34 protein-coding genes are annotated in these 21,152 nt (G+C 40.7%); all 34 read right to left on the bottom strand.

Annotated features, from left to right (window positions below):
* Positions 1 to 235: 235 nt before the first annotated feature.
* On the bottom strand, positions 236 to 1,510 hold the full coding sequence (gene eno, locus C900_RS05815) for a phosphopyruvate hydratase (protein ID WP_009578737.1): 1,275 nt from the start codon (positions 1,508 to 1,510) through the stop codon (positions 236 to 238).
* 5 nt (positions 1,511 to 1,515) lie between these two features.
* Complete coding sequence (gene carA / locus C900_RS05810) at positions 1,516 to 2,616, bottom strand: glutamine-hydrolyzing carbamoyl-phosphate synthase small subunit (protein ID WP_009578736.1); 1,101 nt, start codon at positions 2,614 to 2,616, stop codon at positions 1,516 to 1,518.
* Between the two features lie 181 nt (positions 2,617 to 2,797).
* Positions 2,798 to 3,430 carry a 50S ribosomal protein L17 gene (gene rplQ, locus C900_RS05805; protein WP_040495785.1) on the bottom strand — a complete coding sequence of 211 codons (633 nt, stop codon included), beginning with the start codon at positions 3,428 to 3,430 and terminating at the stop codon, positions 2,798 to 2,800.
* 5 nt (positions 3,431 to 3,435) lie between these two features.
* A complete protein-coding gene (locus C900_RS05800) occupies positions 3,436 to 4,425 on the bottom strand; it encodes a DNA-directed RNA polymerase subunit alpha (RefSeq protein ID WP_009578734.1) in 990 nt (329 codons plus the stop codon).
* 66 nt (positions 4,426 to 4,491) lie between these two features.
* Complete coding sequence (gene rpsD / locus C900_RS05795) at positions 4,492 to 5,097, bottom strand: 30S ribosomal protein S4 (protein WP_009578733.1); 606 nt, start codon at positions 5,095 to 5,097, stop codon at positions 4,492 to 4,494.
* Between the two features lie 25 nt (positions 5,098 to 5,122).
* Positions 5,123 to 5,515: a 30S ribosomal protein S11 gene (gene rpsK / locus C900_RS05790; protein WP_009578732.1), complete on the bottom strand. Its 393-nt coding sequence runs from the start codon at positions 5,513 to 5,515 to the stop codon at positions 5,123 to 5,125.
* 12 nt (positions 5,516 to 5,527) lie between these two features.
* Positions 5,528 to 5,905: a 30S ribosomal protein S13 gene (rpsM, locus tag C900_RS05785; RefSeq protein WP_009578731.1), complete on the bottom strand. Its 378-nt coding sequence runs from the start codon at positions 5,903 to 5,905 to the stop codon at positions 5,528 to 5,530.
* A gap of 3 nt (positions 5,906 to 5,908) precedes the next feature.
* Positions 5,909 to 6,025 (bottom strand): type B 50S ribosomal protein L36, encoded by a 117-nt coding sequence (ykgO, locus tag C900_RS29140; RefSeq protein WP_002695078.1) that lies wholly within the window; start codon positions 6,023 to 6,025, stop codon positions 5,909 to 5,911.
* Between the two features lie 3 nt (positions 6,026 to 6,028).
* Positions 6,029 to 6,247 (bottom strand): translation initiation factor IF-1, encoded by a 219-nt coding sequence (gene infA / locus C900_RS05780; protein ID WP_009578730.1) that lies wholly within the window; start codon positions 6,245 to 6,247, stop codon positions 6,029 to 6,031.
* A 1-nt stretch (position 6,248) separates the two neighbouring features.
* On the bottom strand, positions 6,249 to 7,022 hold the full coding sequence (gene map, locus C900_RS05775; RefSeq protein WP_009578729.1) for a type I methionyl aminopeptidase: 774 nt from the start codon (positions 7,020 to 7,022) through the stop codon (positions 6,249 to 6,251).
* A gap of 6 nt (positions 7,023 to 7,028) precedes the next feature.
* Positions 7,029 to 8,342 (bottom strand): preprotein translocase subunit SecY, encoded by a 1,314-nt coding sequence (gene secY / locus C900_RS05770; RefSeq protein ID WP_009578728.1) that lies wholly within the window; start codon positions 8,340 to 8,342, stop codon positions 7,029 to 7,031.
* A gap of 2 nt (positions 8,343 to 8,344) precedes the next feature.
* Complete coding sequence (gene rplO / locus C900_RS05765; protein ID WP_009578727.1) at positions 8,345 to 8,791, bottom strand: 50S ribosomal protein L15; 447 nt, start codon at positions 8,789 to 8,791, stop codon at positions 8,345 to 8,347.
* A 52-nt stretch (positions 8,792 to 8,843) separates the two neighbouring features.
* A complete protein-coding gene (gene rpmD, locus C900_RS05760; protein WP_040495826.1) occupies positions 8,844 to 9,023 on the bottom strand; it encodes a 50S ribosomal protein L30 in 180 nt (59 codons plus the stop codon).
* Positions 9,024 to 9,027: 4 nt separating this feature from the next.
* The gene (gene rpsE / locus C900_RS05755; protein WP_009578725.1) at positions 9,028 to 9,546 is read right to left on the bottom strand and encodes a 30S ribosomal protein S5; all 519 of its coding nucleotides are present in this window, start codon (positions 9,544 to 9,546) and stop codon (positions 9,028 to 9,030) included.
* A 6-nt stretch (positions 9,547 to 9,552) separates the two neighbouring features.
* Positions 9,553 to 9,900, bottom strand: a complete 348-nt coding sequence (gene rplR / locus C900_RS05750; RefSeq protein ID WP_009578724.1) for a 50S ribosomal protein L18 — start codon at positions 9,898 to 9,900, stop codon at positions 9,553 to 9,555.
* A gap of 8 nt (positions 9,901 to 9,908) precedes the next feature.
* Positions 9,909 to 10,466, bottom strand: coding sequence for a 50S ribosomal protein L6 (rplF, locus tag C900_RS05745; protein ID WP_009578723.1), 558 nt, complete (start codon positions 10,464 to 10,466; stop codon positions 9,909 to 9,911).
* 11 nt (positions 10,467 to 10,477) lie between these two features.
* The gene (gene rpsH / locus C900_RS05740; RefSeq protein ID WP_009578722.1) at positions 10,478 to 10,876 is read right to left on the bottom strand and encodes a 30S ribosomal protein S8; all 399 of its coding nucleotides are present in this window, start codon (positions 10,874 to 10,876) and stop codon (positions 10,478 to 10,480) included.
* 96 nt (positions 10,877 to 10,972) lie between these two features.
* Positions 10,973 to 11,242, bottom strand: a complete 270-nt coding sequence (rpsN, locus tag C900_RS05735; RefSeq protein WP_009578721.1) for a 30S ribosomal protein S14 — start codon at positions 11,240 to 11,242, stop codon at positions 10,973 to 10,975.
* Positions 11,243 to 11,251: 9 nt separating this feature from the next.
* Positions 11,252 to 11,800 (bottom strand): 50S ribosomal protein L5, encoded by a 549-nt coding sequence (gene rplE / locus C900_RS05730; protein WP_009578720.1) that lies wholly within the window; start codon positions 11,798 to 11,800, stop codon positions 11,252 to 11,254.
* Positions 11,793 to 12,140, bottom strand: coding sequence for a 50S ribosomal protein L24 (rplX, locus tag C900_RS05725; RefSeq protein ID WP_009578719.1), 348 nt, complete (start codon positions 12,138 to 12,140; stop codon positions 11,793 to 11,795). The genes rplE and rplX overlap by 8 nt, the downstream gene beginning before the upstream one ends.
* A 2-nt stretch (positions 12,141 to 12,142) precedes the next feature.
* On the bottom strand, positions 12,143 to 12,511 hold the full coding sequence (rplN, locus tag C900_RS05720) for a 50S ribosomal protein L14 (RefSeq protein ID WP_009578718.1): 369 nt from the start codon (positions 12,509 to 12,511) through the stop codon (positions 12,143 to 12,145).
* Positions 12,511 to 12,768: a 30S ribosomal protein S17 gene (gene rpsQ, locus C900_RS05715; RefSeq protein ID WP_009578717.1), complete on the bottom strand. Its 258-nt coding sequence runs from the start codon at positions 12,766 to 12,768 to the stop codon at positions 12,511 to 12,513. Before rpsQ ends, rplN begins: the two co-directional genes overlap by 1 nt.
* A 7-nt stretch (positions 12,769 to 12,775) precedes the next feature.
* Positions 12,776 to 12,970 (bottom strand): 50S ribosomal protein L29, encoded by a 195-nt coding sequence (gene rpmC / locus C900_RS05710; RefSeq protein WP_009578716.1) that lies wholly within the window; start codon positions 12,968 to 12,970, stop codon positions 12,776 to 12,778.
* Positions 12,971 to 12,975: 5 nt separating this feature from the next.
* Positions 12,976 to 13,398: a 50S ribosomal protein L16 gene (gene rplP / locus C900_RS05705; protein WP_009578715.1), complete on the bottom strand. Its 423-nt coding sequence runs from the start codon at positions 13,396 to 13,398 to the stop codon at positions 12,976 to 12,978.
* A 56-nt stretch (positions 13,399 to 13,454) separates the two neighbouring features.
* Positions 13,455 to 14,192 (bottom strand): 30S ribosomal protein S3, encoded by a 738-nt coding sequence (gene rpsC, locus C900_RS05700; RefSeq protein ID WP_009578714.1) that lies wholly within the window; start codon positions 14,190 to 14,192, stop codon positions 13,455 to 13,457.
* Positions 14,192 to 14,587, bottom strand: coding sequence for a 50S ribosomal protein L22 (gene rplV, locus C900_RS05695; RefSeq protein WP_009578713.1), 396 nt, complete (start codon positions 14,585 to 14,587; stop codon positions 14,192 to 14,194). The genes rpsC and rplV overlap by 1 nt, the downstream gene beginning before the upstream one ends.
* A 2-nt stretch (positions 14,588 to 14,589) precedes the next feature.
* Positions 14,590 to 14,868 (bottom strand): 30S ribosomal protein S19, encoded by a 279-nt coding sequence (gene rpsS, locus C900_RS05690; RefSeq protein WP_040495775.1) that lies wholly within the window; start codon positions 14,866 to 14,868, stop codon positions 14,590 to 14,592.
* Positions 14,868 to 15,695 carry a 50S ribosomal protein L2 gene (gene rplB / locus C900_RS05685; RefSeq protein WP_009578711.1) on the bottom strand — a complete coding sequence of 276 codons (828 nt, stop codon included), beginning with the start codon at positions 15,693 to 15,695 and terminating at the stop codon, positions 14,868 to 14,870. Before rplB ends, rpsS begins: the two co-directional genes overlap by 1 nt.
* Before the next feature lie 13 nt (positions 15,696 to 15,708).
* Positions 15,709 to 15,996: a 50S ribosomal protein L23 gene (gene rplW / locus C900_RS05680; protein WP_009578710.1), complete on the bottom strand. Its 288-nt coding sequence runs from the start codon at positions 15,994 to 15,996 to the stop codon at positions 15,709 to 15,711.
* 2 nt (positions 15,997 to 15,998) lie between these two features.
* The gene (gene rplD, locus C900_RS05675) at positions 15,999 to 16,628 is read right to left on the bottom strand and encodes a 50S ribosomal protein L4 (RefSeq protein ID WP_009578709.1); all 630 of its coding nucleotides are present in this window, start codon (positions 16,626 to 16,628) and stop codon (positions 15,999 to 16,001) included.
* Positions 16,628 to 17,260 carry a 50S ribosomal protein L3 gene (gene rplC, locus C900_RS05670; RefSeq protein WP_040495770.1) on the bottom strand — a complete coding sequence of 211 codons (633 nt, stop codon included), beginning with the start codon at positions 17,258 to 17,260 and terminating at the stop codon, positions 16,628 to 16,630. The genes rplD and rplC overlap by 1 nt, the downstream gene beginning before the upstream one ends.
* 317 nt (positions 17,261 to 17,577) lie before the next feature.
* Entirely contained in the window at positions 17,578 to 18,237 is a 660-nt protein-coding gene (gene recO / locus C900_RS05665) for a DNA repair protein RecO (RefSeq protein ID WP_009578707.1), read from the bottom strand.
* The gene (gene porZ / locus C900_RS05660) at positions 18,237 to 20,498 is read right to left on the bottom strand and encodes a type IX secretion system anionic LPS delivery protein PorZ (RefSeq protein ID WP_157493905.1); all 2,262 of its coding nucleotides are present in this window, start codon (positions 20,496 to 20,498) and stop codon (positions 18,237 to 18,239) included. Before porZ ends, recO begins: the two co-directional genes overlap by 1 nt.
* On the bottom strand, positions 20,498 to 21,085 hold the full coding sequence (locus C900_RS05655; protein ID WP_040495768.1) for a thymidine kinase: 588 nt from the start codon (positions 21,083 to 21,085) through the stop codon (positions 20,498 to 20,500). Before C900_RS05655 ends, porZ begins: the two co-directional genes overlap by 1 nt.
* Positions 21,086 to 21,152 lie beyond the last annotated feature (67 nt).

The following is a 21,152-nucleotide window of genomic DNA, read 5'->3' as shown; positions in this document are numbered from 1 at the left end:
CAGGAAAACCGAGCAAAAAACCTCTATTGAAGGTCATTCTGCCTATCCCGAACTTGCCTTTGGGGAAGCATGAAGAATCTTACCTGGCTCAAGGGTAAAAACTTAGAAAGATCCTTTCTTCCATCAGGATGACCGTCTATTTTCAGGTATCTTATATCGAACTCATGTTAAGTTAAGAAGATTTTTTGAAAATAGAGAGCTTTCCGGGCTGTACAACCCGGAAAGCATTGATTATTTAGAAATTTCTACCTGGAAAATAAGCAGTTTCGCCTAATTCTTCCTCTATACGAAGCAACTGATTATACTTCGCCATTCTATCTGACCTTGAAGCCGATCCTGTTTTGATCTGCCCTGTATTTAATGCTACGGCAAGGTCTGCAATGGTGTTATCCTCGGTTTCTCCCGAACGGTGCGACATCACACTCTTGTAAGAATTCTTCTTGGCCAGGTTCACTGTATTTATCGTCTCAGTCAAAGAGCCAATTTGATTTACCTTGATCAAAATTGAGTTACCAACTCCCTGGTTGATACCATCTTGTAATCTCTTTACGTTGGTCACAAACAGGTCATCGCCAACCAGTTGAACTTTCTTACCAATCTTTTCCGTAAGGTTCTTCCATCCTGTCCAATCATCTTCTTCCATACCATCTTCTATGGAAATAATAGGATATTTATTTACCCATGAAGCCCAATAATCGACCATTTCATCAGAACTCAACTTCTTACCGGTAGATGCAAAATGATATACTTTGCTCTTAGCATCATAAAATTCGGATGAGGCAGCATCCATCGCAATAAAAATATCTTCTCCAGGCTTATACCCAGCCTTTTCTATAGCCTGAAGTACCACCTCAATGGCCTCCTCGTTGGAAGCAATGTTAGGAGCAAAACCTCCTTCATCTCCCACATTTGTAGAAAGGCCTTTATCACTCAGTACTTTCTTCAAATGGTGAAAAACCTCAGTTCCCATTCTCAATGATTCAGAAAATGTATCAGCCTTCACAGGCATAACCATAAATTCCTGAAAGTCAATAGCGTTATCAGCATGGCTTCCACCATTGAGAATATTCATCATTGGTACAGGTAGTGTGTTCGCATTCACACCCCCTATATATCTAAAAAGTGACTGCCCTGACTCTTGAGCTGCAGCTTTGGCAATAGCGAGTGACGCGCCCAGAATGGCATTGGCGCCAAGCTTAGCTTTGTTATCAGTACCATCCGCTTGCAACATGATCTTGTCTAATAGATTTTGCTCGAAAACAGAAAACCCTACAAGCTCTTCGGCTAATACAGAATTTACATTTTCAACTGCTTTCAGCACCCCTTTTCCCATATAAACTTTTTTATTACCGTCTCGCAGCTCTACAGCTTCATGTTTTCCGGTAGAAGCGCCAGAAGGAACAGCAGCTCTTCCGATGATGCCATTTTCAGTAATTACATCAACTTCTACGGTGGGGTTACCCCTTGAATCAAGGATTTGCCTTGCGTGGATACTTTCTATTAAACTCATGATTGTTATTTGGATTTTATAGTTTGGATGAATTGATCAAAAAGATATCGTGAATCGTGAGGACCAGGTGAGGCCTCAGGATGATATTGTACAGAAAATGCCTTCTTTCCTTTCACCTTTATTCCCGCCACCGTATGATCATTTAAATGTACATGAGTAGCTTCCACGCGATCAGAATTTTTTACATCTTCTTCCGAGATGGAAAATCCATGATTTTGGGAAGTCATTTCGCTTAACCCGGTAACCAGATTTTTTATCGGGTGGTTTAATCCCCTGTGTCCATGATGCATCTTGTAGGTAGATATGCCACAAGCCCTGGCTAAGAGCTGGTGCCCCAGGCAAATACCAAACAGTGGCTCACCGGCATCCAATATTTGAGTAACTGTTTCAACTGCATAGTCCATTGCCGCCGGGTCTCCAGGTCCATTTGAAATAAAGTAGCCATCAGGGTCCCATGCTTTCATTTCCTCGAAAGTAGTTTTAGCGGGAAATACCTTGCAGTAAACTCCCCTTGATGACAGGTTCTGCAAAATACTGTTCTTAATACCTAAGTCCAATACTGCTACTTTTAAAGGAGCCGACTCATCTCCTACGAAATAAACCTCATTAGTAGAGACCTGCGAGGATAACTCGAGGCCATGCATTGATGGTACCTTGGCAAGCTCTGCTTTCAATGCGTCCACCTCCAGTTCGGAAGAAATGATAGCGTTCATTGCTCCTTTACTCCTGATATGTCGCACCAACATGCGCGTATCTACATCGGCAATACCAATAACATCATTTCTCTCCAGGTATTCCTGCAAGCTCTCTGTTGCCAGTTTACGGCTGTACACATAGGAATAGTCATTTACTACCAGTCCATTAATTTTAGGGCTATCAGACTCTTGCTCCTCATTCATTGCACCATAATTACCAATATGGCTGTTGGTATTAACAATGATCTGACCGTAGTATGATGGATCAGTGTATATCTCCTGATATCCGGTCATACCTGTATTAAAACAGATCTCTCCTCCGCGAGTACCCTTTTTACCAATGGCTGTACCCTCAAGTAATGTTCCGTCTTCTAATAAAAGGTAGGCTTTTTCTTTTTTCTGTAATTTCATGTGTGATATATTACATCTTTATTACCGTTTCCCCGATAGCTATCGAGGTGACGACCGGTAGAACGTGGTCTCAATGCTTTCCCGGGTCGTCTGGTTGTAAGCTTGAAATTTTGAGTTACAAAAATAAAAAAAGGGATCAGATATAAATCCAATCCCTTTCTTTTTTATAATAATTTTCAATTTACTGATCAGCTTTTTCTTCTTTATCATCAGTTTTCTCAGGCTCTTCCGCCTTCTCCTCTTTAGGCTCCGCTTTAGCTTCTGCCACTTCTTCCTTCTTAGCTTCTGCCTTTGGTGTCTCCTTCTTCTCCTTCTTTTCTTCCTTAACCTCAGTAGCCTCATCAGCCTTCACTGCTTCTTTTGTTTCAGCAGCAGTATCTTCGGAAGATTTTTTACCTCCTCTTCGGCTTCTTCTTGTTTTAGCTTTAGCAGGCTTGCTCTCACCAAGTAACAGTTCGTTGTAATCTACCAGCTCTATAATACACATATCAGCATTATCACCCAGTCTGTTACCCGTTTTCAATATTCTGGTGTATCCCCCTGGTCGGTCGGTGATCTTCTCAGCCACCTCATCAAACAAAGTCTTAACAGAATCCTTATTGTTCAGATATGAGAATACAACCCTTCTGGAATGTGTAGTATCTTCTTTCGCTTTTGTCAGTAGAGGCTCAACATATTTCCTCAAAGCCTTTGCTTTGGCAACAGTAGTTGTAATCCTCTTATTAAGGATCAACGAAGAAGCCATATTTGAAAGCATAGCCTTTCTATGAGGAGCTGTTCTACCTAAATGATTAATTTTTTTCCCGTGTCTCATTTTTACTATTCTTCATCAAGTTTATACTTGGACAAGTCCATACCGAATGTCAAATTCTTATCCTGAACCAATTGCTCTAATTCAGCCAAAGATTTCTTACCGAAGTTCCTGAATTTCATCATATCAGAGATCTCCAGCTTTACCAGGTCGCCTAAAGTCTTAACATCAGCGGCTTTCAGGCAGTTGTAAGCTCTAACAGAAAGATCCAGATCATTCAGAGGAGTCTTCAGCAGCTTTCTCATATGAAGCATTTCTTCATCTACCTGCTCTATTTCTCCACCTTTATCTGTTTCTAACTCAATAGATTTATCAGAGAATAACATGAAGTGCTGTATCAAAATATGAGCCGCACCTTCCAAAGCCTTCTCAGGATGGATAGAACCATCAGTCTGAATATCCAATACCAATTGCTCGTAGTCGGTTTTCTGCTCAACCCTGGTATTCTCAATGCTATATTTTACATTCTTGATAGGTGTGAAGATCGCATCAATAGGAATGAATCCGAACACCTGTTCAGAAGGTTTATTTTCCTCCGCAGGCAAATATCCTCTTCCTTTCTCGATAGTCAACTCCACCTCCAGATCAACTGACTCATCAAGATTACAAATGACTAATTCAGGATTCAGGATCTCAAAAGCTGTAGTACCTTTAGCGATATCACCCGCTTTGAACTCTTTCTGATTCTTGATAGACACAGTAATTTTATTATCGAAAGACTCTCCAACTTTTTTGAACCTAACCATTTTTAGGTTAAGGATAATTTCAGAAACGTCTTCTACAACACCTTCTACGGTAGAAAATTCGTGCAGTACGCCCGGGATCTTAATCCCTGTGATAGCATACCCTTCCAGAGAAGAGAGTAAAATTCTTCTCAGAGCATTACCAATAGTAACACCGTAACCTTTTTCAAGCGGTTTAAAAGTGAACAAGCCGTGAAAATCATCCGCCTTTTCCATCACGACTTTGTCAGGCATTTGAAATGCTAAAATTGACATAGGTTTTTAACTTTTATAGTTATAGCCTGATGCTGTTGAAGCGCCAGGCTAATAATTTTTTAATGATTATTTCGAGTAAAGCTCGACAATCAGTTGCTCATTGATGTTCTCAGGGATCTCATCTCTCTGAGGCATATTAACAAGCTTTCCAACCATTTCACTTCCGTCCCACTCTAACCATGGATATCTTTTAGCCGCATGTGTTGCCAAGCTATCAGTAATTGCTTCCAGAGATTTAGATCTCTCTCTTACCGCAATAATATCACCAGGCTTAAGTGCAAATGAAGGTATGTTTACAATTGAACCGTTCACAACAATGTGCTTATGCAACACCAACTGTCTGGCGGCTCTTCTTGTAGGTGCTATACCCAATCTGAATACCGTATTATCTAATCTGGACTCCAACAATTGAAGGAGGATCTCACCGGTAATTCCAGATTTTCTTGAAGCTTTATCAAAAAGATTAGCAAATTGCTTTTCCAACACACCGTAAGTGTATTTGGCTTTTTGCTTCTCCTTCAACTGTACAGCATATTCAGACTCTTTTCTTCTTCTGCCTCTACCATGCTGCCCAGGAGGATAGCTCTTTTTTTGCAATGCCTTGCTTGGGCCAAAAATTGGCTCATTAAATCTTCTGGCTATTTTCGCTTTCGGACCTCTATATCTTGCCATTATAAAATACTTTTCGCTTAATTAATTATACTCTACGTCTCTTTGGTGGTCTACAACCATTGTGTGGCAGTGGAGTTACATCCTTTATAGTTGTAATCTCGATACCTGTATTCTGGATTGTTCTGATAGCTGATTCTCTACCAGCACCTGGCCCCTTAACATAAACCTCTACTTTTCGCAATCCAAGGTCATATGCTTTCTGAGCACAATCCTGAGCCGCCATTTGAGCAGCATAAGGAGTATTTTTCTTAGATCCTTTAAAGCCCATCTTACCAGCTGAGGCCCATGATATTACCTGCCCTGAAGTATTCGTCAGAGAAATGATAATATTGTTGAAAGAAGCTTTGATATGAGCCTGACCTATAGCCTCGACAGCTACTACACGCTTTTTTGCTTTATCTTTTCTTTTTTGTGCCATTACGCTATATTATTATTTAGTTGCCTTTTTCTTGTTAGCAACAGTTTTTCTCTTTCCTTTTCTGGTCCTTGAGTTGTTCTTCGTTCTCTGACCCCTTACCGGAAGGCCTTTTCTATGTCTCAAACCACGGTAGCATCCGATATCCATAAGTCGCTTAATGCTCATTTGCACTTCAGACTTAAGAACACCTTCTACTTTGAAGTTTTCACTGATAATGTTACGGATGGCAGTAGACTCATCATCTGTCCAATCCTGTGCTTTTTTATCCCAATCTACTCCAGCTTCAGTGAGTATTCTCTGTGCTGTACTTCTGCCTATACCAAAGATATAGGTGAGAGCTATTTCCCCTCTCTTGTTATCCGGGATATCTACTCCTGCAATTCTTGCCATAGTTTAGCCTTGTCTTTGTTTAAACCTTGGATTCTTTTTATTGATCACGTAGACTTTTCCTTTTCTTCTGATTATTTTACAATCAGCGCTACGCTTCTTTACTGACGCTTTAACTTTCATGTCTTACTTATATCTATATACAATTCGTCCTTTAGTCAAATCATAAGGTGACATTTCTAGTTTGACCTTGTCACCCGGCAAAATTTTAATATAGTTCATTCTCATCTTACCAGAAATGTGTGCGATTACCTCGTGTCCGTTTTCCAACTCCACTCTGAACATCGCGTTAGAAAGCGCTTCGGTAATAGTACCATCCTGCTCTATAGATTTCTGTTTAGCCATATTAAAATTTAAAATTCTCTTCTATAAATTTATGGGTCGTTAAGACCTCCGTTCCATTTTCAAATATTGCAACTGTATGCTCATAATGAGCTGAAGGCCTCCTGTCTGCCGTTCTGATCGTCCAACCATCAGACTCCTGAACCACATTCTTGGTACCCAGGTTCACCATTGGCTCTATGGCTATTACCAGCCCATCGTTCAATTTAGGTCCCTTTCCCCGTTTACCATAGTTCGGCACTTCAGGGCTTTCATGCAGGTCTCTTCCGATTCCATGTCCCACCAATTCTCTTACCACACCGTAACCATACTGCTCTACATGAGACTGGATCGCAAAAGCGACATCACCTATCCGGTTGCCATAAACAGCCATTTCAATACCTTTGTAAAGTGACTCTTTTGTCACTTTGAGGAGTTGCATAACCTCTTTATCCACATTTCCCACCGAGTAGGTATAAGCTGAGTCGCTATGAAACCCCTTATAATAAACCCCGCAATCAACAGAAATTATGTCACCATCTTTGAGTTCATATTCACTTGGGAAACCATGAACAACATTTTCGTTCAATGATATACACAAGGATGATGGAAAGCCATTATAATTTTTAAATGATGGCACTCCACCGTGATCTTTTATAAACTCTTCAGCTATGCGGTCCAGCTCAATGGTCTTTACACCCGGCTTCACCTGCTTCGCTACTTCTCCGTGTGCTTTACCTAGTATTAAAGCACCTTCTTTTATAGTTTCTACTTCTTCCCTGGATTTATAATGAATCATCCGAGATTAAGCAGCAGCAATTTGAGAACGTCCTTTTACTTTACCCGATTTCATCATACCCTCATAGTGTCTCATCAACAGGTAACTTTCAATCTGCTGAAGTGTATCCAAGATAACACCGACCATGATGAGCAATGACGTACCTCCATAAAATTGCGCAAAGTTAGGGCTAATACCCGCTTTTACAGCAAATGCCGGCAGTACCGCCACTATCGCTAGAAATATAGAACCTGGTAAAGTAATTTTTGTTAATACCTGATCGATAAATTCGGAAGTCTGTTTTCCAGGTTTTATACCCGGAATAAACCCACCATTTCTCTTCAGGTTATCAGCAATATCATTAGGGTTAACTGTAATTGCTGTATAGAAAAATGTAAACAACAGAATAAGAATACCGAATACCAGATTATACTGCCAAGAATATGGATCAGCAAATGTAGATCCGATATAAGCGCCTACTTCGCTTTCTTTCCAAATACCCGCGATCAACGGTGGAATAAACATCAGCGCCTGAGCAAAGATGATAGGCATTACTCCAGAGGCATTGACCTTCAATGGAATATAATCCCTTTTACCACCATAAAGTTTATTTCCAATTACCTGCTTTGCATATTGAATAGGTATCCTTCTTACTGCCTGTGTTAACATCACCACTGCCATAACAACGAAGAATAAGGCCACAATCTCCAGTACAAACGCCAGCGCACCGCTCATTCCTCTGGTCATTGCTTCACTTACTATAGAGCCGGGAAATCGGGAAATAATACCGATCATGATCAGCATTGAAATACCATTGCCAATTCCTTTATCGGTTATCTTCTCACCCAACCACATACAGAACATCGTTCCCGCAACCAGTATGATCATGGATGATACCTGGAAGAATGATTGTGTATAAAGAACAGCCTCTGAAGGAATAGTAGCCGCCAAATATCCCGCTGACTGAGCCAATGTGATGGCAATAGTCAATACCCGAGTGATCTGTGTCAGTCTCTTTCTTCCTGATTCTCCTTCTTTCTGGAGTTTTTGGAAATAAGGAACGGCCACAGTCAATAGTTGAATAACAATAGAAGCCGAGATATATGGCATAATACCCAATGCAAAAATTGAGGCTCTGCTAAAGGACCCTCCGAGGAAGGTATTCAACAAATCAAATATGCCTCCCTGTGCGCCACTTCCCAGTGCATCAGGATCTACACCTGGTAGTACAATAAAAGACCCAAGTCTGAAAACAATAAGAAACCCGAGTGTATTCAGGATTCTTATTCTCAGATCCTCTATTGAAAATATATTCTTTATTGTTGTAAAAAACTTTTTCATAATTATAGTTGAGTCACTTTTCCACCAGCTGCCTCAATAGCTTTGGAAGCCGTTGCTGAAAAAGCATGAGCAGTTACATCCACCTTAGATTTCAACTCTCCTTTACCCAATATCTTAATCAGGTCATTTTTTGAAGCGAGACCATTTTCAACAATAAGTTTAACATCCACTTCTTTAGCTTTAGTGGTATCAACCAGTGTCTGTATGGTATCCAAATTAATCGCTTTGTACTCCACTCTGTTAGGGTTGGTAAAACCGAATTTCGGTACTCTTCTTTGAAGTGGCATCTGACCACCTTCAAAACCCATCTTTTGTGAGTATCCCGACCTGGACTTAGCTCCTTTGTGACCTCTTGTAGAGGTACCACCTTTACCAGAGCCCTGACCACGTCCTATTCTCTTTTTACTTTTAACTGAACCTTTAGCGGGTTTTAATGTATTAAGTTTCATCTTATATGCTTTTTGCCTAAACGCCTGCTGTTACACAGACTCGGATAATTTTTTACAATTCAGTAACAGATACTAAATGGCTCACTTTGTTAACCATTCCTGCTATTTGAGGAGTCATTTCCACCTCAACAGATTTATCAATTTTGCCTAAACCTAAAGCTTTTATTGTTCGCTTTTGTCTTTCAGGCCTTCCAATTGTACTTCTTACTTGAGAAATTCTAACTTTTGCCATCTTTTTAACCATTAAAAACTTTAGATAAAGATACTCCCCTATTCTGAGCCACGGTGTAGGCATCTCTCATGTTGGTTAAGGCATCAAAAGTAGCTTTCACCACGTTGTGAGGGTTAGAAGAACCTTTTGATTTGGCCAAAACATTATGAACTCCGGCACTCTCCAATACGGCACGCATCGCACCACCGGCAATAACACCGGTACCAGGAGAAGCAGGCTTCAACAATACGAATCCACCACCGAACTTTCCGATAGACTCATGAGGAACTGTGCCTTTAATTACAGGAACCTTTACCAGGTTCTTCTTAGCGTCATCTATACCTTTAGTAATGGCGTCTGTCACTTCATTTGCTTTGCCAAGGCCGTATCCTACCACACCGTTTCCATCTCCAACAACCACGATAGCGGAGAAGCTAAACCTTCTACCACCTTTTACAACTTTAGCAACACGCTTGATAGCAACAACCCTTTCTTTAAGGTCTATTTCACTAGCTTTTACTGATCTTATATTACTTTGAGACATAATGCTTTAAAATTTTAGACCTCCTTCTCGTGCACCTTCTGCCAAAGCTTTCACTTTACCATGATACACATAACCGTTTCTATCGAATACAACTTGCTCGATTCCTCCAGCTTTGGCTTTTTCAGCAAGCTTAGCTCCTACACTTTTAGAAGTTTCAAGGTTGTTTTTAGTACTTCCCAGTTCTCTTGAAGACGTTGCCAATAAGGTATGGCCATTAGTATCATCAATCAACTGAGCATAGATACCTTTATTACTCTTAAAAACAGAAAGTCTTGGTTTTTCAGGAGTACCAGAGATCTTGTTTCTGATACCTCTCTTAATTCTAAGTCTTCTTTTATACTTATTAAATGCCATTTCCTTAATTATTTAGCAGCTTGTTTACCAGCTTTACGTCTAATGTGTTCACCTACGAATCTCACACCTTTACCTTTGTAAGGTTCAACAGGTCTCAGATCCTTGATCTTTGCAGCTATTTGTCCGATAAGTTGTTTATCGTTTCCTTCCAAAGTAACAACCGGGTTCTTACCCTTTTCAGTTTCTGCTGTGATTTTCAACTCACCAGGAACAGCCAAAAATATATTATGCGAATATCCAAGGCTAAGCTCCAATACGTTGTTCTGAGCAGTGGCCTTATAACCCACACCGACTAATTCCAGCTTTCTTGTAAACCCTTCGCTTACACCTACTACCATATTATTAATTAAGGAGCGGTAAAGACCATGAAGCGCTTTATGCCTCTTTTGTTCTGTTGGTCTTTCAAGCGTCAGCTCGCCTTCGTTTTCAACCAATTTGAAGGCAGGGTCTATTTTCTGTGTAAGCTCTCCCTTGGGTCCCTTCACTACAACACTACCATTCTTCTGGTCAAATGTGTATGAAACACCGCTTGCAAGCTTTATTGGTTTTTTCCCTATTCTTGACATTGATGTTTATTTTAATATACGTAACACAAAACTTCACCCCCCACATTCATGTCTCTGGCTTCTTTATCAGTCACCACGCCATGTGAAGTAGAAAGTATAGCTACCCCCAAACCGTTCAATACTCTGGGAAGAGCATCGGCAGGAGCATATTTTCTTAAACCAGGCTTACTCACTCTTTCCAAATGGAAAATAGCCGGCTGCTTGGTTTCAGGATTATATTTCAAAGCGATTTTAATATTACCCTGATGGTTCTTCGTCTCTTCGAACTTATAGTTCAGAATATACCCTTTATCATGAAGTACTTTCGTCATTTCCTTCTTGATATTAGACGCAGGAATATCAACGACCCTATGCTTGGCCTTGATAGCATTCCTCAACCGGGTTAAATAATCTGCTATTGGATCTGTCATTTTCTTCTTTATCTAAAGTAAAATTGCCACCCGTATGAAACAGGCCTGCAAAGATACTGAACTATTTTTTTGTATGAAAATAAAAAGAGAATCTTTTTACCAGCTTGCTTTAGTTACTCCTGGAATTTTTCCATCAGAAGCCATCTCTCTGAATGTAACCCTGGAGATACCGAATTTCCTCATGTACCCTTTAGGTCTACCGGTAAGCTTGCATCTGTTGTGAAGTCTTACAGGTGACGCATTCCTGGGCAATTTATCTAACCCTTCGTAGTCTCCGGCTTCTTTCAATGCCTTTCTTTTAGCAGCATATTTTGCTACTAATTTCTCTCTCTTTTTTTCTCTAGCTATAACAGCGATTCTTGCCATAATAATTTATCATTTGCTTGCGAAAGGCATACCAAATGCCTTCAGCAGTTCGTAACTTTCTTCATCAGAGTCAGCGGTAGTCACAAAAGTGATATCCATACCACTGATCTTATTTATTTTATCGATGCTTATCTCAGGGAAAATGATTTGTTCCTTCACTCCCAGAGTATAATTTCCTCTGCCATCAAAGCCTTTGTCGCTGATACCTCTGAAGTCTCTCACCCGGGGAAGAGCAATTGACATCAACCTATCCATAAATTCGTACATTTTGTCACCTCTTAAAGTAACTCTTGCTCCGATAGGCATTCCGTCTCTCAACTTAAAGTTTGATATAGACTTTTTCGACTTGGTAGCAACGGCCTTTTGCCCTGTGATGGTGGTGAGCTCTTCGATGCCAATATCAACAAGTTTTTTGTCAGCCACTGCTGCTCCAATACCCTTATTGATACAGATCTTCTCTACTCTGGGCACTTGCATCACAGACTTATACTGAAATTTGTCCTTTAAAGCAGGTACAATTTCACTTTGATACTTATCTTTTAATCTTGGATTAGCCATTTTTTATCAGTTCTCCAGTTTTCTTAGAATATCTTTGAAGCTTCCCCTTATCGTCTGCTTTTCTACCGGTTTTGGTAGCTTCGCCAGTAGCAGGGTCGATCAGCATCAGATTGCTGATGTGGATAGCTGCCTCAGTTTTCTCTATACCTCCTTCAGGATTTGTAGCAGAAGGTTTTACATGCTTGGTCACTACATTAACACCTTCGACAACCGCTCTTAACTTAGAAGGTATTACTTCAAGTACTACACCTTCTTTACCTTTAGAGTTTCCTGAGATTACTCTCACTTTATCTCCTTTTCTGATGTGTAGTTTGGGTTGTTTGTTTTTCTTTCTTTCCATGATTATAATACTTCAGGTGCCAGTGAAACAATCTTCATGAATTGCTTTTCACGCAATTCTCTAGCCACAGGTCCAAAAATACGGGTACCTCTTGGTTCGTCATTCGCGGTAAGAAGTACAGCAGCATTATCCTCAAATCGGATATATGACCCGTCTTTTCTTCTCACTTCTTTCTTGGTGCGAACGATTACAGCTTTAGATACTGTACCCTTTTTCAGGTTACTGGATGATAGTGCTGACTTCACTGATACAACAATTTTGTCACCAACTGAAGCGTACCTTTTACCAGTGCCTCCTAATACACGAATGCAAAGAACTTCCTTTGCACCGCTATTATCTGCTACGTTTAATCTTGACTCTTGCTGTATCATTATTTAGCCTTTTCTATGATTTCAACTAATCTCCATCTTTTGTTCTTACTCAAAGGACGAGTTTCCATGATCCTTACGGTATCTCCTATGCCACACTCGTTCTTTTCGTCATGAGCCGTAAACTTGGTAGTTTTCTTAACAAACTTACCATAGATAGGGTGCTTCTCTTTACGTTGTACAGTAACAGTGATGGACTTTTCCATTTTGTTGCTGACAACCTGCCCTATTCTTTCTTTTCTTAATTTTCTTGACTCCATTTAAATATTATTTAGCAAGTTCTTTAGCGCTCAATTCAGTCTTTAACCTGGCTATCAATTTGCGGGTTTCTTTTATCTTCATGGGATTCTCGATGGGAGATATCTCATGCGCGAATCTCATCTTTCTATATGCCTCCTGCTCGCCAGCCAGTTTCTGCTTCAGTTCGTCTATGCTTAGTGCTCTTATCTCTGAATTTTTCATCTCTATTATTGTTCAACGTAATCTCTACGTACTGCAAACTTTGTTTTGATAGGAAGCTTCTGCTGTGCTAATCTCAACGCCTCTTGTGCCAACTCTTTTTTAACACCACCGGCTTCAAAAAGGATAGTACCTGGTTTCACAACTGCTACCCAGTATTCAGGAGCACCCTTACCTTTACCCATACGAACCTCTGCAGGCTTCTTGGTAACTGGTTTGTCAGGAAATATACGGATCCAAACCTGACCTTCCCTTTTCATAGCACGGGTCATTGCAATCCTGGCAGCTTCTATTTGTCTGGAGGTAATCCATCCCGGCTCAAGTGCTTTGATACCGAAAGCTCCAAACGCTATCCTGTGACCACGTTGAGCTATACCTTTTACCCTGCCTTTCTGTTTCTTCCTGAACTTCGTTCTTTTCGGCTGTAACATAACTTTATGACTTTAGACTTGCACCGTTGGTGGCACAATACATCTTCTAAACTAATTTATTTCTTCTTACGCTTAGGACCGCCTTCTCCGCCTCTCTTGCGTCCGCCTCGTCCGCCACCACCGGAACCTCCGGTGTTAGACATACCTATGTTTGGAGAAAGATCTCTCTTTCCATAGATCTCGCCTTTGAATATCCACACCTTAATACCGATCTTACCGTATACTGTATTAGCTTCGCTAATCGCATAATCGATATCAGCTCTTAAAGTATGCAAAGGAATTCTTCCATCTTTGTACTGCTCGGTACGAGCCATCTCAGCACCACCTAACCGGCCGGATACCTTGATTTTTATACCTTGCGCACCTACTCTCATAGCAGAGGCGATAGCTTGCTTCATTGCTCTTCTGTAAGAAATCCTTGCCTGCAACTGTTGTGCAATAGAATCTCCTACCAACTGAGCGTCAAGCTCCGGACGCTTTATTTCAAAGATGTTGATTTGGACGTCTTTTCCTGTAAGCTTTTTAAGCTCCTCCTTGATCTTATCAACTTCGGCACCCCCTTTACCAATAACCACTCCCGGACGGGCAGTGTGTATTGTCAAAGTGATTCTTTTTAAAGTTCTTTCAATAACAACTTTTGCGATTCCTCCTTTAGGGATACGGGCTGCGATGTACTTTCTGATGTTGTGATCTTCAATCAGCTTGTCAGAAAAAGTGTTCCCACCGTACCAGTTGGAATCCCATCCTCTTACGATGCCAAGTCTTAAAGCAATAGGGTTAACTTTTTGTCCCATTATTTATCTTCTTTTTCTTTTTTCTTAGTTTTCACTTCAGCCTTTTCTACAGGAGCTTTGCTGTCCAAAACGAGTGTCACGTGGTTTGATCTTTTTCTGATCCTATGGGCTCTACCCTGTGGAGCTGGTCTCAATCTTTTTAAGATCCTGCCGCTATCTACCTGAATAGACTTTACATAAAGATCGGCCTCTTCAAGGTCAATGTCTTCATTACTCTGTTGCCAGTTAGATATCGCTGAGAGCAATAATTTTTCAAGCCTGGCAGCACCTTGCTTAGGCTCAAATTTCAATATGTTAAGTGCCTTATTTACTCTTTCACCTCTGATAAGATCTGCTACTAGTCTCATCTTACGTGGAGAGGTAGGTACATTCTTTAGTTTAGCTACTGCCTCCATAATTATCTTTTGCCTTTATCTTTTTTACCTACGTGACCTCTGAAGTTTCTGGTAGGGGCAAATTCGCCCAGTTTATGACCTACCATGTTTTCAGTAACATACACAGGGATAAATTTATTTCCATTGTGCACTGCAAATGTGTGCCCTACAAAATCAGGAGAGATCATTGACCTTCTAGACCAGGTCTTAATCACTGATTTTTTTCCTGAATCATTCATGACATCGACTTTTTTCTCGAGTCTGAAATCTATATATGGTCCTTTTTTTAGTGATCTAGCCATTATTTTTTCTTACCTCTACTGATGATTAGATTATTTGAATATTTCTTAGGTGTTCTGGTCTTCTTACCTTTTGCGTACAGACCTTTTCTAGACCTTGGGTGCCCTCCTGAAGACTTACCTTCACCGCCACCCATCGGGTGATCTACCGGGTTCATAGCCACACCTCTTGTACGAGGTCTTACACCTAACCATCTGTTCCGACCTGCTTTACCTAATCTCACGTTCATGTGATCAGAATTTGAAACAGAACCTATAGTGGCTAAACAAGTAACTAAAACTTTTCTGGTTTCACCTGAAGGCAATTTAATAGTGGCATATTTTCCTTCTCTTGCAGTAAGCTGGGCATAAGAGCCTGCGCTTCTTGCCAATGCACCGCCTTTTCCAGGCTTTAACTCTATATTATGAATGATTGTACCTAAAGGAATCTTAGATAGAGGAAGAGCATTACCAACTTCAGGAGCTACTGACTCCCCTGAAATCAATTGTTGTCCTACCTGAATACCCTCTGGGGCGAGGATATAAGCTTTTGCTCCATCAGCATAAAACAACAATGCCAAACGAGCTGATCTTGTAGGATCATACTCAACCGCCTTAACCGTAGCAGGTATATCAAACTTATTTCGTTTGAAATCCACGAGGCGGGTCTTCTTTTTATGACCACCACCAATATAGCGCATGGTCATTTTACCGCTGTTATTTCTACCTCCGGATCTTTTCTTGATTACAACCAGTGACTTTTCAGGCTCAGACTTAGTAATCTCCGTAAAAGCAGGAGCTATCCTGTATCTTGTTCCTGGAGTAACCGGTCTTAATTTTTTAATTGCCATCTCTTCTTAATAATTAAATTTCGCTGTAAAAATCTATTACTTCACCATCCGCTACGGTTACAATAGCTTTTTTGTATGACGGGGTTCTTCCTGAAATAATTCTGGACTTAGTATACCTGGATTTCTTTTTACCAAGATAATTCATGGTATTTACGTCCTCTACGGTCACTCCGTACATTTTTTCTACAGCCTTCTTGATCTCTACTTTATTAGCTTTGCGGTCTACTACGAAACCATACTTGCCTTTTTCGTTTAAAGCAGAAACTTTTTCTGTAACCAATGGCTTTATTAAAACACTCATTTTTATTTCTTCAATAAGTTATCAATCTTCTCAACTGAGCTCTCGCTTAGTATTAAATTATCAGCATTCAACACATCATACGTGTTCAGGCTATCCGCTGTAACCACTTTAGTGTTTTGAACGTTTCTTCCTGACAAAACAACATTTTTATTGTTGTCAGCAAGAACCAATAGTGTTTTCTTATCTCCCAAAGAAAGTGCATTCAGCATTTTGAGGTAGTCCTTTGTCTTAGGAGCTTCCAAAGAGAAGTCTTCAACAATTGCAATGCTCTTGTCTATTGCCTTGTAGGTCAAAGCTGATCTTCTCGCCAATTCCTTCAATTTCTTATTCAACTTAAAAGAATAATCTCTTGGAGTAGGTCCGAATACCCGGCCTCCACCTCTGAAAACAGGAGACTTAATACTACCCGCTCTGGCAGTACCGGTGCCTTTTTGCCTTTTGATCTTTCTTGTAGATCCGCTTACCTCAGCTCTTTCCTTTGATTTATGTGTACCTTGTCTCTGGTTAGCCAAGTATTGCTTAACATCAAGGTATATTGCATGATCGTTTGGCTCGATACCGAATATCTCTTTAGAAAGGGTTACTTTCCTTCCTGTATCTTCACCACTATATTTTACTACTGAAATGTCCATTATTTCTCGAGAATTACAGTTGAATTATTTGCTCCTGGCACAGAACCACTTACTAATATCAAATTCTTTTCAGGGATGATCTTAACCACCTGAAGGTTAATAGCTTTCACTCTATTTCCTCCGGTTCTACCGGCCATTCTCATGCCTTTAAAAACTCTTGCAGGGAAAGATGCTCCACCTATTGAACCAGGCGCCCTCTCTCTGTTGTGCTGACCGTGAGTGCTTTGTCCAACACCACCGAAACCATGTCTTTTTACAACACCCTGGAAACCTTTACCTTTTGACGTACCGATAGCGTCTACAAAATCACCTTCTATAAATACATCTCCGACTCTGATCTCCTGGCCCAGTTGAACCCCTCCTTCAAATTCTACTCTGAAATCCCTGAACTCAACAACCTCTTTTTTAGGAGTAGTGTTAGCATTTTTGAAATGCCCCAACAATGCCTTAGGAGTGTTTTTCTCTTTACGCTCTCCATAGCCTAACTGGACAGCTCTGTATCCGTCAGTCTCCTCATTTTTTACTTGTGTGACCACACAAGGACCAGCCTCTATCACTGTGCATGGGATGTTTTTTCCAGCGGCACTGTAAATGCTAGTCATTCCGATTTTCTTTCCTATAATACCAGACATTTTAAAATCTTTATAAGCGTACTCTAGCTGTAGCTCTCACGGTTTTTCCGCAAAAGGACTGCAAAGATAGTAACTTAAAGCGAGTTACCAAATACTAGTTATTAAATTTTTTATATAGAATAATCTGCGGGTATGGTTATTGCTTCACCCTATCTTTTTTTGCAGGCGCAAAGGTCGCATAAATATTTCTATCGGGCAAGTTTTTTTACCCATTGTAATGAGTAGTTGGCAAGCTGTAAAACGGTTTAACGTGAGTTGGATATAAAATGCTCGGCCATCCTATTCTCAAAAGCCTTAAGAACTCACGTCATTTACAACTACAGTACTTCCTGAAGGACTTTAACAGATTTAACCTCTTTAAGTGTGTCAATATGTGTTTGATAGAACTTAATGATATGATCGAGTAAGATCCTGCGCATAGTATTGGAAATCTTTATACGCTGCTCATAAGGATTCATAAGTAGTTGCTTCACGGGCTCTACGTCTTCCTCGGGAAAGCTATCATAAAAAATCTCAGAGCTTTCCACACCAAAGCCAAGGTACCTGGCCAGTTTCAACAGGAACTGCAAATGAAAGTTTTCAAAGCCCTCCGGCACATGATCTAGTATTTCAATGGAGTGGAATATAAAGTCAAACAGTTCTGCTACCTCACCTTCTTCCTTTACTGTTTTATAAAGCACCTCCGCTAAAAACATGGCAATGGCCGTCTTCTTTATATTGGTTGAGATAGATTGAAAAGGGCTTCGGCATTTTACTTCGGAAATACGATTTATTTCTGCAGAGTCTTTATAATACACTACCATGTCGAGCAATGTCAGGGGTTGATAGAGAGCGATCTTGCCTCTGGAAGTTTTGCTTCGCACCCCGTTTACCACATAGGTCTGTAACCCAAAAGCCTCAGTAAAGATCTTGACTATAATAGAGGTATCTCTATATTTAAAATATTTAAAGACTATACCTCTTGTTTTGTGAAGCATTAATTAAGCACCGCTATTTTTCCTACAAATGTATCTTTGCCATCTTTAGAGGCACTAAACACGAGATAGACTCCGGTAGCGGCCCTTCTCCCATTATAATCTGCAACGTGCCATGTGGCAGTGCCTCCATTGGCTTGTGTTTGCCAAATCAACTTTCCGCTGATGTCAGTAATTTTTATTATCGCATCGGTAGCCAGGCCTGAAATACCAACAGTGCCCTTAAAATTGGCTGATACCGGATTCGGGAATATTTTGACCTCAGCATGTTCGGGTTTGGAGGCTGTAGCAGCGCCCCGATAGGACACCATTCCGCCTGATGTCGCAAAAAATACTTCACCACTCTGCTGGTTGATTGTAATATCAATGATATTATTATCAGGCAACGGACTGTTGGAAGTGTTGAAATATGCTATCTGCTCATCTCCGTTATCTCCTATCAGCCAAACGCCATTGGTCGTGCCTATCCACTTTCTGTTACCACCATCTACTTCAATGGCTGTTACCTTTTCATCGGTAAGCAGATCTCTGTTTTCAAAAATTGGCTCAATGGCATCTACTGATCCGCTTAGCACAGTATAAGGATCTGAAAATACTGACACTCCATTATCCGTACCTACCCAAACCAATCCTTCAAGATCCAAAGCAAGCGCCCTTACCTTTACATTAGCCAAACCTCCGTTGTCCGGCAGTTCCGTTAAATATCTGCCATTCCCATCAGCAGGATTGTAAACGAATATACCACCACCTCTATCCGGGTCAATGACCATCCATACATGGTCATGAACAAGAAGGATAGCTACCGGGTATTTTGCAGTTGACAGATTAAAACTATACGATTGCCAACTACCATCAGTTTTATAAATATGCAGTGGATTAGTGGCTCCATAGTTAAGTACCCACAACCCGTCCTCGCCTGGTGCTATAGCAGGTATGATCGTTCTTTTTTGGGCTGCCTCCAAATTTTCCAATGGGCTTCCCGGTGTATTTTCATCAATAATGACTTTTTCATTGTTATCCTTTATCTGAAGAAGCCCGTAACCGGCTGAAGCCAGAAACAAGTCGCTCCCAATGTGCGTAGCATCAACAATATCTTTAAATTCCGGAATGTTAAGGTCAGAGCTTTGGGGATTGTAATTATTCCACTCACCGTTTGTATAAACGTAATAGCCATTTTCTCTTCCCAATGGCACAAGACTAGCACCATAGCCACCGGGTAGTGCATAAATTGAATTTCGGTGATGGTATAGACGAAATACTTCATTGCTGAATGGACCGGATGGAGCATATTTCTGAAATGGACCTTTAAAATCTGATACCAATCCGTTCCTGCCATCTGCTATCCAAAGATTCCCTTCCTTGTCTTCGATCACTTCCTGTGGCTTATTCACCATTTCGTTTGCAAATGGCTGCGACTGCAGGTCTGACGTAATAAAAGATAACTGCTCATCTTGAATGATGGCAACCCGATCAGGCAAACCGGTTGCAAAAGTATAGCTGGCACCATTTAATATATCTAGCATCTGCCACTGTCCGTCATATAAATAAAGTGCATCGTTGCTTATCCCCGCAATCAAACGGTCATCAAAAAGTGCGATGATCCGGGTTGATGTCTGGGGAATACCATCGGCAACTCCAAATCTTATCCAGTTTTGGTGGTCAAGCAGATTAATATTCCGGACCAGGTTAGCAGCTATTACTCCTTCATCGGTGGCTAAGAAAAGGCTATCATGAAAAACTACTCCCTGATTAACCCGGAGGGTGCTTGCACCGGCACCTATCTCACGCCAGGTTTCCCGCACCTCCAGCTTCTTCAGGTCGAACTTCAGAACGCCAAAATCAGTAGCCAGATATGCATACGACTGAAATCCTACTACATGATTAATGGTTTTGGAATCATTAATCTGCGAATGAGTTGTCAAGTCTATATTGATGATCTCCTGACCCTTAATAATATCAAGATTGCCTGAGTTATAACCTATCAATAGCAGGTCGTGATCGTTGCTGTAGTACAACGATGAAATATCTTCCCCTTGCAGTCCATCTATTTTTGATATTTTAGCAATGCTATTATCTTCTTTATCAAAGTAATAAAGACCATTTTCAGAGGAAGCATATATAACATCGCCAGCGATCGCAATATGTCGCGTATCATTATAAGAAAAGTGCGTACGCCAGGTGCCGACAGGGATGTTTTCCTGCCCGCAGGCATAGTACCACCAAATGGTAAGACCCATTAAAACCAGAAGCTTTTTTTTGATCACTATTTTTTTCGTTCTTTCATACCTTCAAAGAAACTCCTTCTGCTTCTCGCCTCATACTGTTGCTTTTCACCTAAATACACTTTACTCTGTTCATCTGTAAGTCGAAAGGAGAATGAAGCCAATTCACCTGTATTGGCACATATGGCGTGTACTTTTGTAACAAATTCTGCCACTGCCAACAGGTAAGGCATTGGTCCGAACGGTTTACCTTCAAAATCCATGTCCAATCCTGCTACTATCACTCTTTTACCATTATTCGCCAATTTGTTACATACGTTAACGATCTCCTGGTCAAAAAATTGGGCTTCATCGATACCTACCACATCACAGTCGCCAGCCATGAGCAGGATATCATTGGCAAAATCGACAGGTGTAGAACGAATGGAGGTTTCATTATGGGATACTACATCGCTTTTATGATACCTGACATCAATAGAGGGCTTAAATATTTCAACCTTCTGACGGGCTATCAGCGCACGATTCAGCCTTCTAATGAGCTCTTCCGTTTTACCGGAAAACATGCACCCACAGATGACTTCTATCCAGCCGGTCTTCTTTGCTTTACCAAAATTGGGTTCTACAAACATTTTTCAAAAGTAGTGATTAGATATGAGATGTGAGATATGAGATGTGATATATTAGAGTTTAGCTGGG

The organism is Fulvivirga imtechensis AK7 (assembly GCF_000331535.1).
Lineage (GTDB): Bacteria > Bacteroidota > Bacteroidia > Cytophagales > Cyclobacteriaceae > Fulvivirga > Fulvivirga imtechensis.
The sequence above is the reverse complement of the archived record's forward strand: the minus strand, read 5'-3'. Positions and strand labels throughout refer to the sequence as shown.

Bases quoted from the DNA above. Each gene is read 5' to 3' on its own strand.
- eno (WP_009578737.1), bottom strand. From the start codon at position 1,510: ATGAGTTTAATAGAAAGTATCCACGCAAGGCAAATCCTTGATTCAAGG.
- carA (WP_009578736.1), bottom strand. From the start codon at position 2,616: ATGAAATTACAGAAAAAAGAAAAAGCCTACCTTTTATTAGAAGACGGA.
- rplQ (WP_040495785.1), bottom strand. From the start codon at position 3,430: ATGAGACACGGGAAAAAAATTAATCATTTAGGTAGAACAGCTCCTCAT.
- C900_RS05800 (WP_009578734.1), bottom strand. From the start codon at position 4,425: ATGTCAATTTTAGCATTTCAAATGCCTGACAAAGTCGTGATGGAAAAG.
- rpsD (WP_009578733.1), bottom strand. From the start codon at position 5,097: ATGGCAAGATATAGAGGTCCGAAAGCGAAAATAGCCAGAAGATTTAAT.
- rpsK (WP_009578732.1), bottom strand. From the start codon at position 5,515: ATGGCACAAAAAAGAAAAGATAAAGCAAAAAAGCGTGTAGTAGCTGTC.
- rpsM (WP_009578731.1), bottom strand. From the start codon at position 5,905: ATGGCAAGAATTGCAGGAGTAGATATCCCGGATAACAAGAGAGGGGAA.
- ykgO (WP_002695078.1), bottom strand. From the start codon at position 6,025: ATGAAAGTTAAAGCGTCAGTAAAGAAGCGTAGCGCTGATTGTAAAATA.
- infA (WP_009578730.1), bottom strand. From the start codon at position 6,247: ATGGCTAAACAGAAATCTATAGAGCAGGATGGTACTATTACCGAAGCG.
- map (WP_009578729.1), bottom strand. From the start codon at position 7,022: ATGATTCATTATAAATCCAGGGAAGAAGTAGAAACTATAAAAGAAGGT.
- secY (WP_009578728.1), bottom strand. From the start codon at position 8,342: ATGAAAAAGTTTTTTACAACAATAAAGAATATATTTTCAATAGAGGAT.
- rplO (WP_009578727.1), bottom strand. From the start codon at position 8,791: ATGAAACTTAATACATTAAAACCCGCTAAAGGTTCAGTTAAAAGTAAA.
- rpmD (WP_040495826.1), bottom strand. From the start codon at position 9,023: ATGGCAAAAGTTAGAATTTCTCAAGTAAGAAGTACAATTGGAAGGCCT.
- rpsE (WP_009578725.1), bottom strand. From the start codon at position 9,546: ATGTCTCAAAGTAATATAAGATCAGTAAAAGCTAGTGAAATAGACCTT.
- rplR (WP_009578724.1), bottom strand. From the start codon at position 9,900: ATGGCATTTAATAAGTATAAAAGAAGACTTAGAATTAAGAGAGGTATC.
- rplF (WP_009578723.1), bottom strand. From the start codon at position 10,466: ATGTCAAGAATAGGGAAAAAACCAATAAAGCTTGCAAGCGGTGTTTCA.
- rpsH (WP_009578722.1), bottom strand. From the start codon at position 10,876: ATGACAGATCCAATAGCAGATTATTTAACCCGGTTGAGGAATGCTATC.
- rpsN (WP_009578721.1), bottom strand. From the start codon at position 11,242: ATGGCAAGAATCGCTGTTATAGCTAGAGAAAAAAAGAGAGAGAAATTA.
- rplE (WP_009578720.1), bottom strand. From the start codon at position 11,800: ATGGCTAATCCAAGATTAAAAGATAAGTATCAAAGTGAAATTGTACCT.
- rplX (WP_009578719.1), bottom strand. From the start codon at position 12,140: ATGGAAAGAAAGAAAAACAAACAACCCAAACTACACATCAGAAAAGGA.
- rplN (WP_009578718.1), bottom strand. From the start codon at position 12,511: ATGATACAGCAAGAGTCAAGATTAAACGTAGCAGATAATAGCGGTGCA.
- rpsQ (WP_009578717.1), bottom strand. From the start codon at position 12,768: ATGGAGTCAAGAAAATTAAGAAAAGAAAGAATAGGGCAGGTTGTCAGC.
- rpmC (WP_009578716.1), bottom strand. From the start codon at position 12,970: ATGAAAAATTCAGAGATAAGAGCACTAAGCATAGACGAACTGAAGCAG.
- rplP (WP_009578715.1), bottom strand. From the start codon at position 13,398: ATGTTACAGCCGAAAAGAACGAAGTTCAGGAAGAAACAGAAAGGCAGG.
- rpsC (WP_009578714.1), bottom strand. From the start codon at position 14,192: ATGGGACAAAAAGTTAACCCTATTGCTTTAAGACTTGGCATCGTAAGA.
- rplV (WP_009578713.1), bottom strand. From the start codon at position 14,587: ATGGAGGCAGTAGCTAAACTAAAGAATGTACCTACCTCTCCACGTAAG.
- rpsS (WP_040495775.1), bottom strand. From the start codon at position 14,868: ATGGCTAGATCACTAAAAAAAGGACCATATATAGATTTCAGACTCGAG.
- rplB (WP_009578711.1), bottom strand. From the start codon at position 15,695: ATGGCAATTAAAAAATTAAGACCGGTTACTCCAGGAACAAGATACAGG.
- rplW (WP_009578710.1), bottom strand. From the start codon at position 15,996: ATGAGTGTTTTAATAAAGCCATTGGTTACAGAAAAAGTTTCTGCTTTA.
- rplD (WP_009578709.1), bottom strand. From the start codon at position 16,628: ATGGACATTTCAGTAGTAAAATATAGTGGTGAAGATACAGGAAGGAAA.
- rplC (WP_040495770.1), bottom strand. From the start codon at position 17,260: ATGTCTGGTATTATAGGAAAGAAAATCGGAATGACTAGCATTTACAGT.
- recO (WP_009578707.1), bottom strand. From the start codon at position 18,237: ATGCTTCACAAAACAAGAGGTATAGTCTTTAAATATTTTAAATATAGA.
- C900_RS05655 (WP_040495768.1), bottom strand. From the start codon at position 21,085: ATGTTTGTAGAACCCAATTTTGGTAAAGCAAAGAAGACCGGCTGGATA.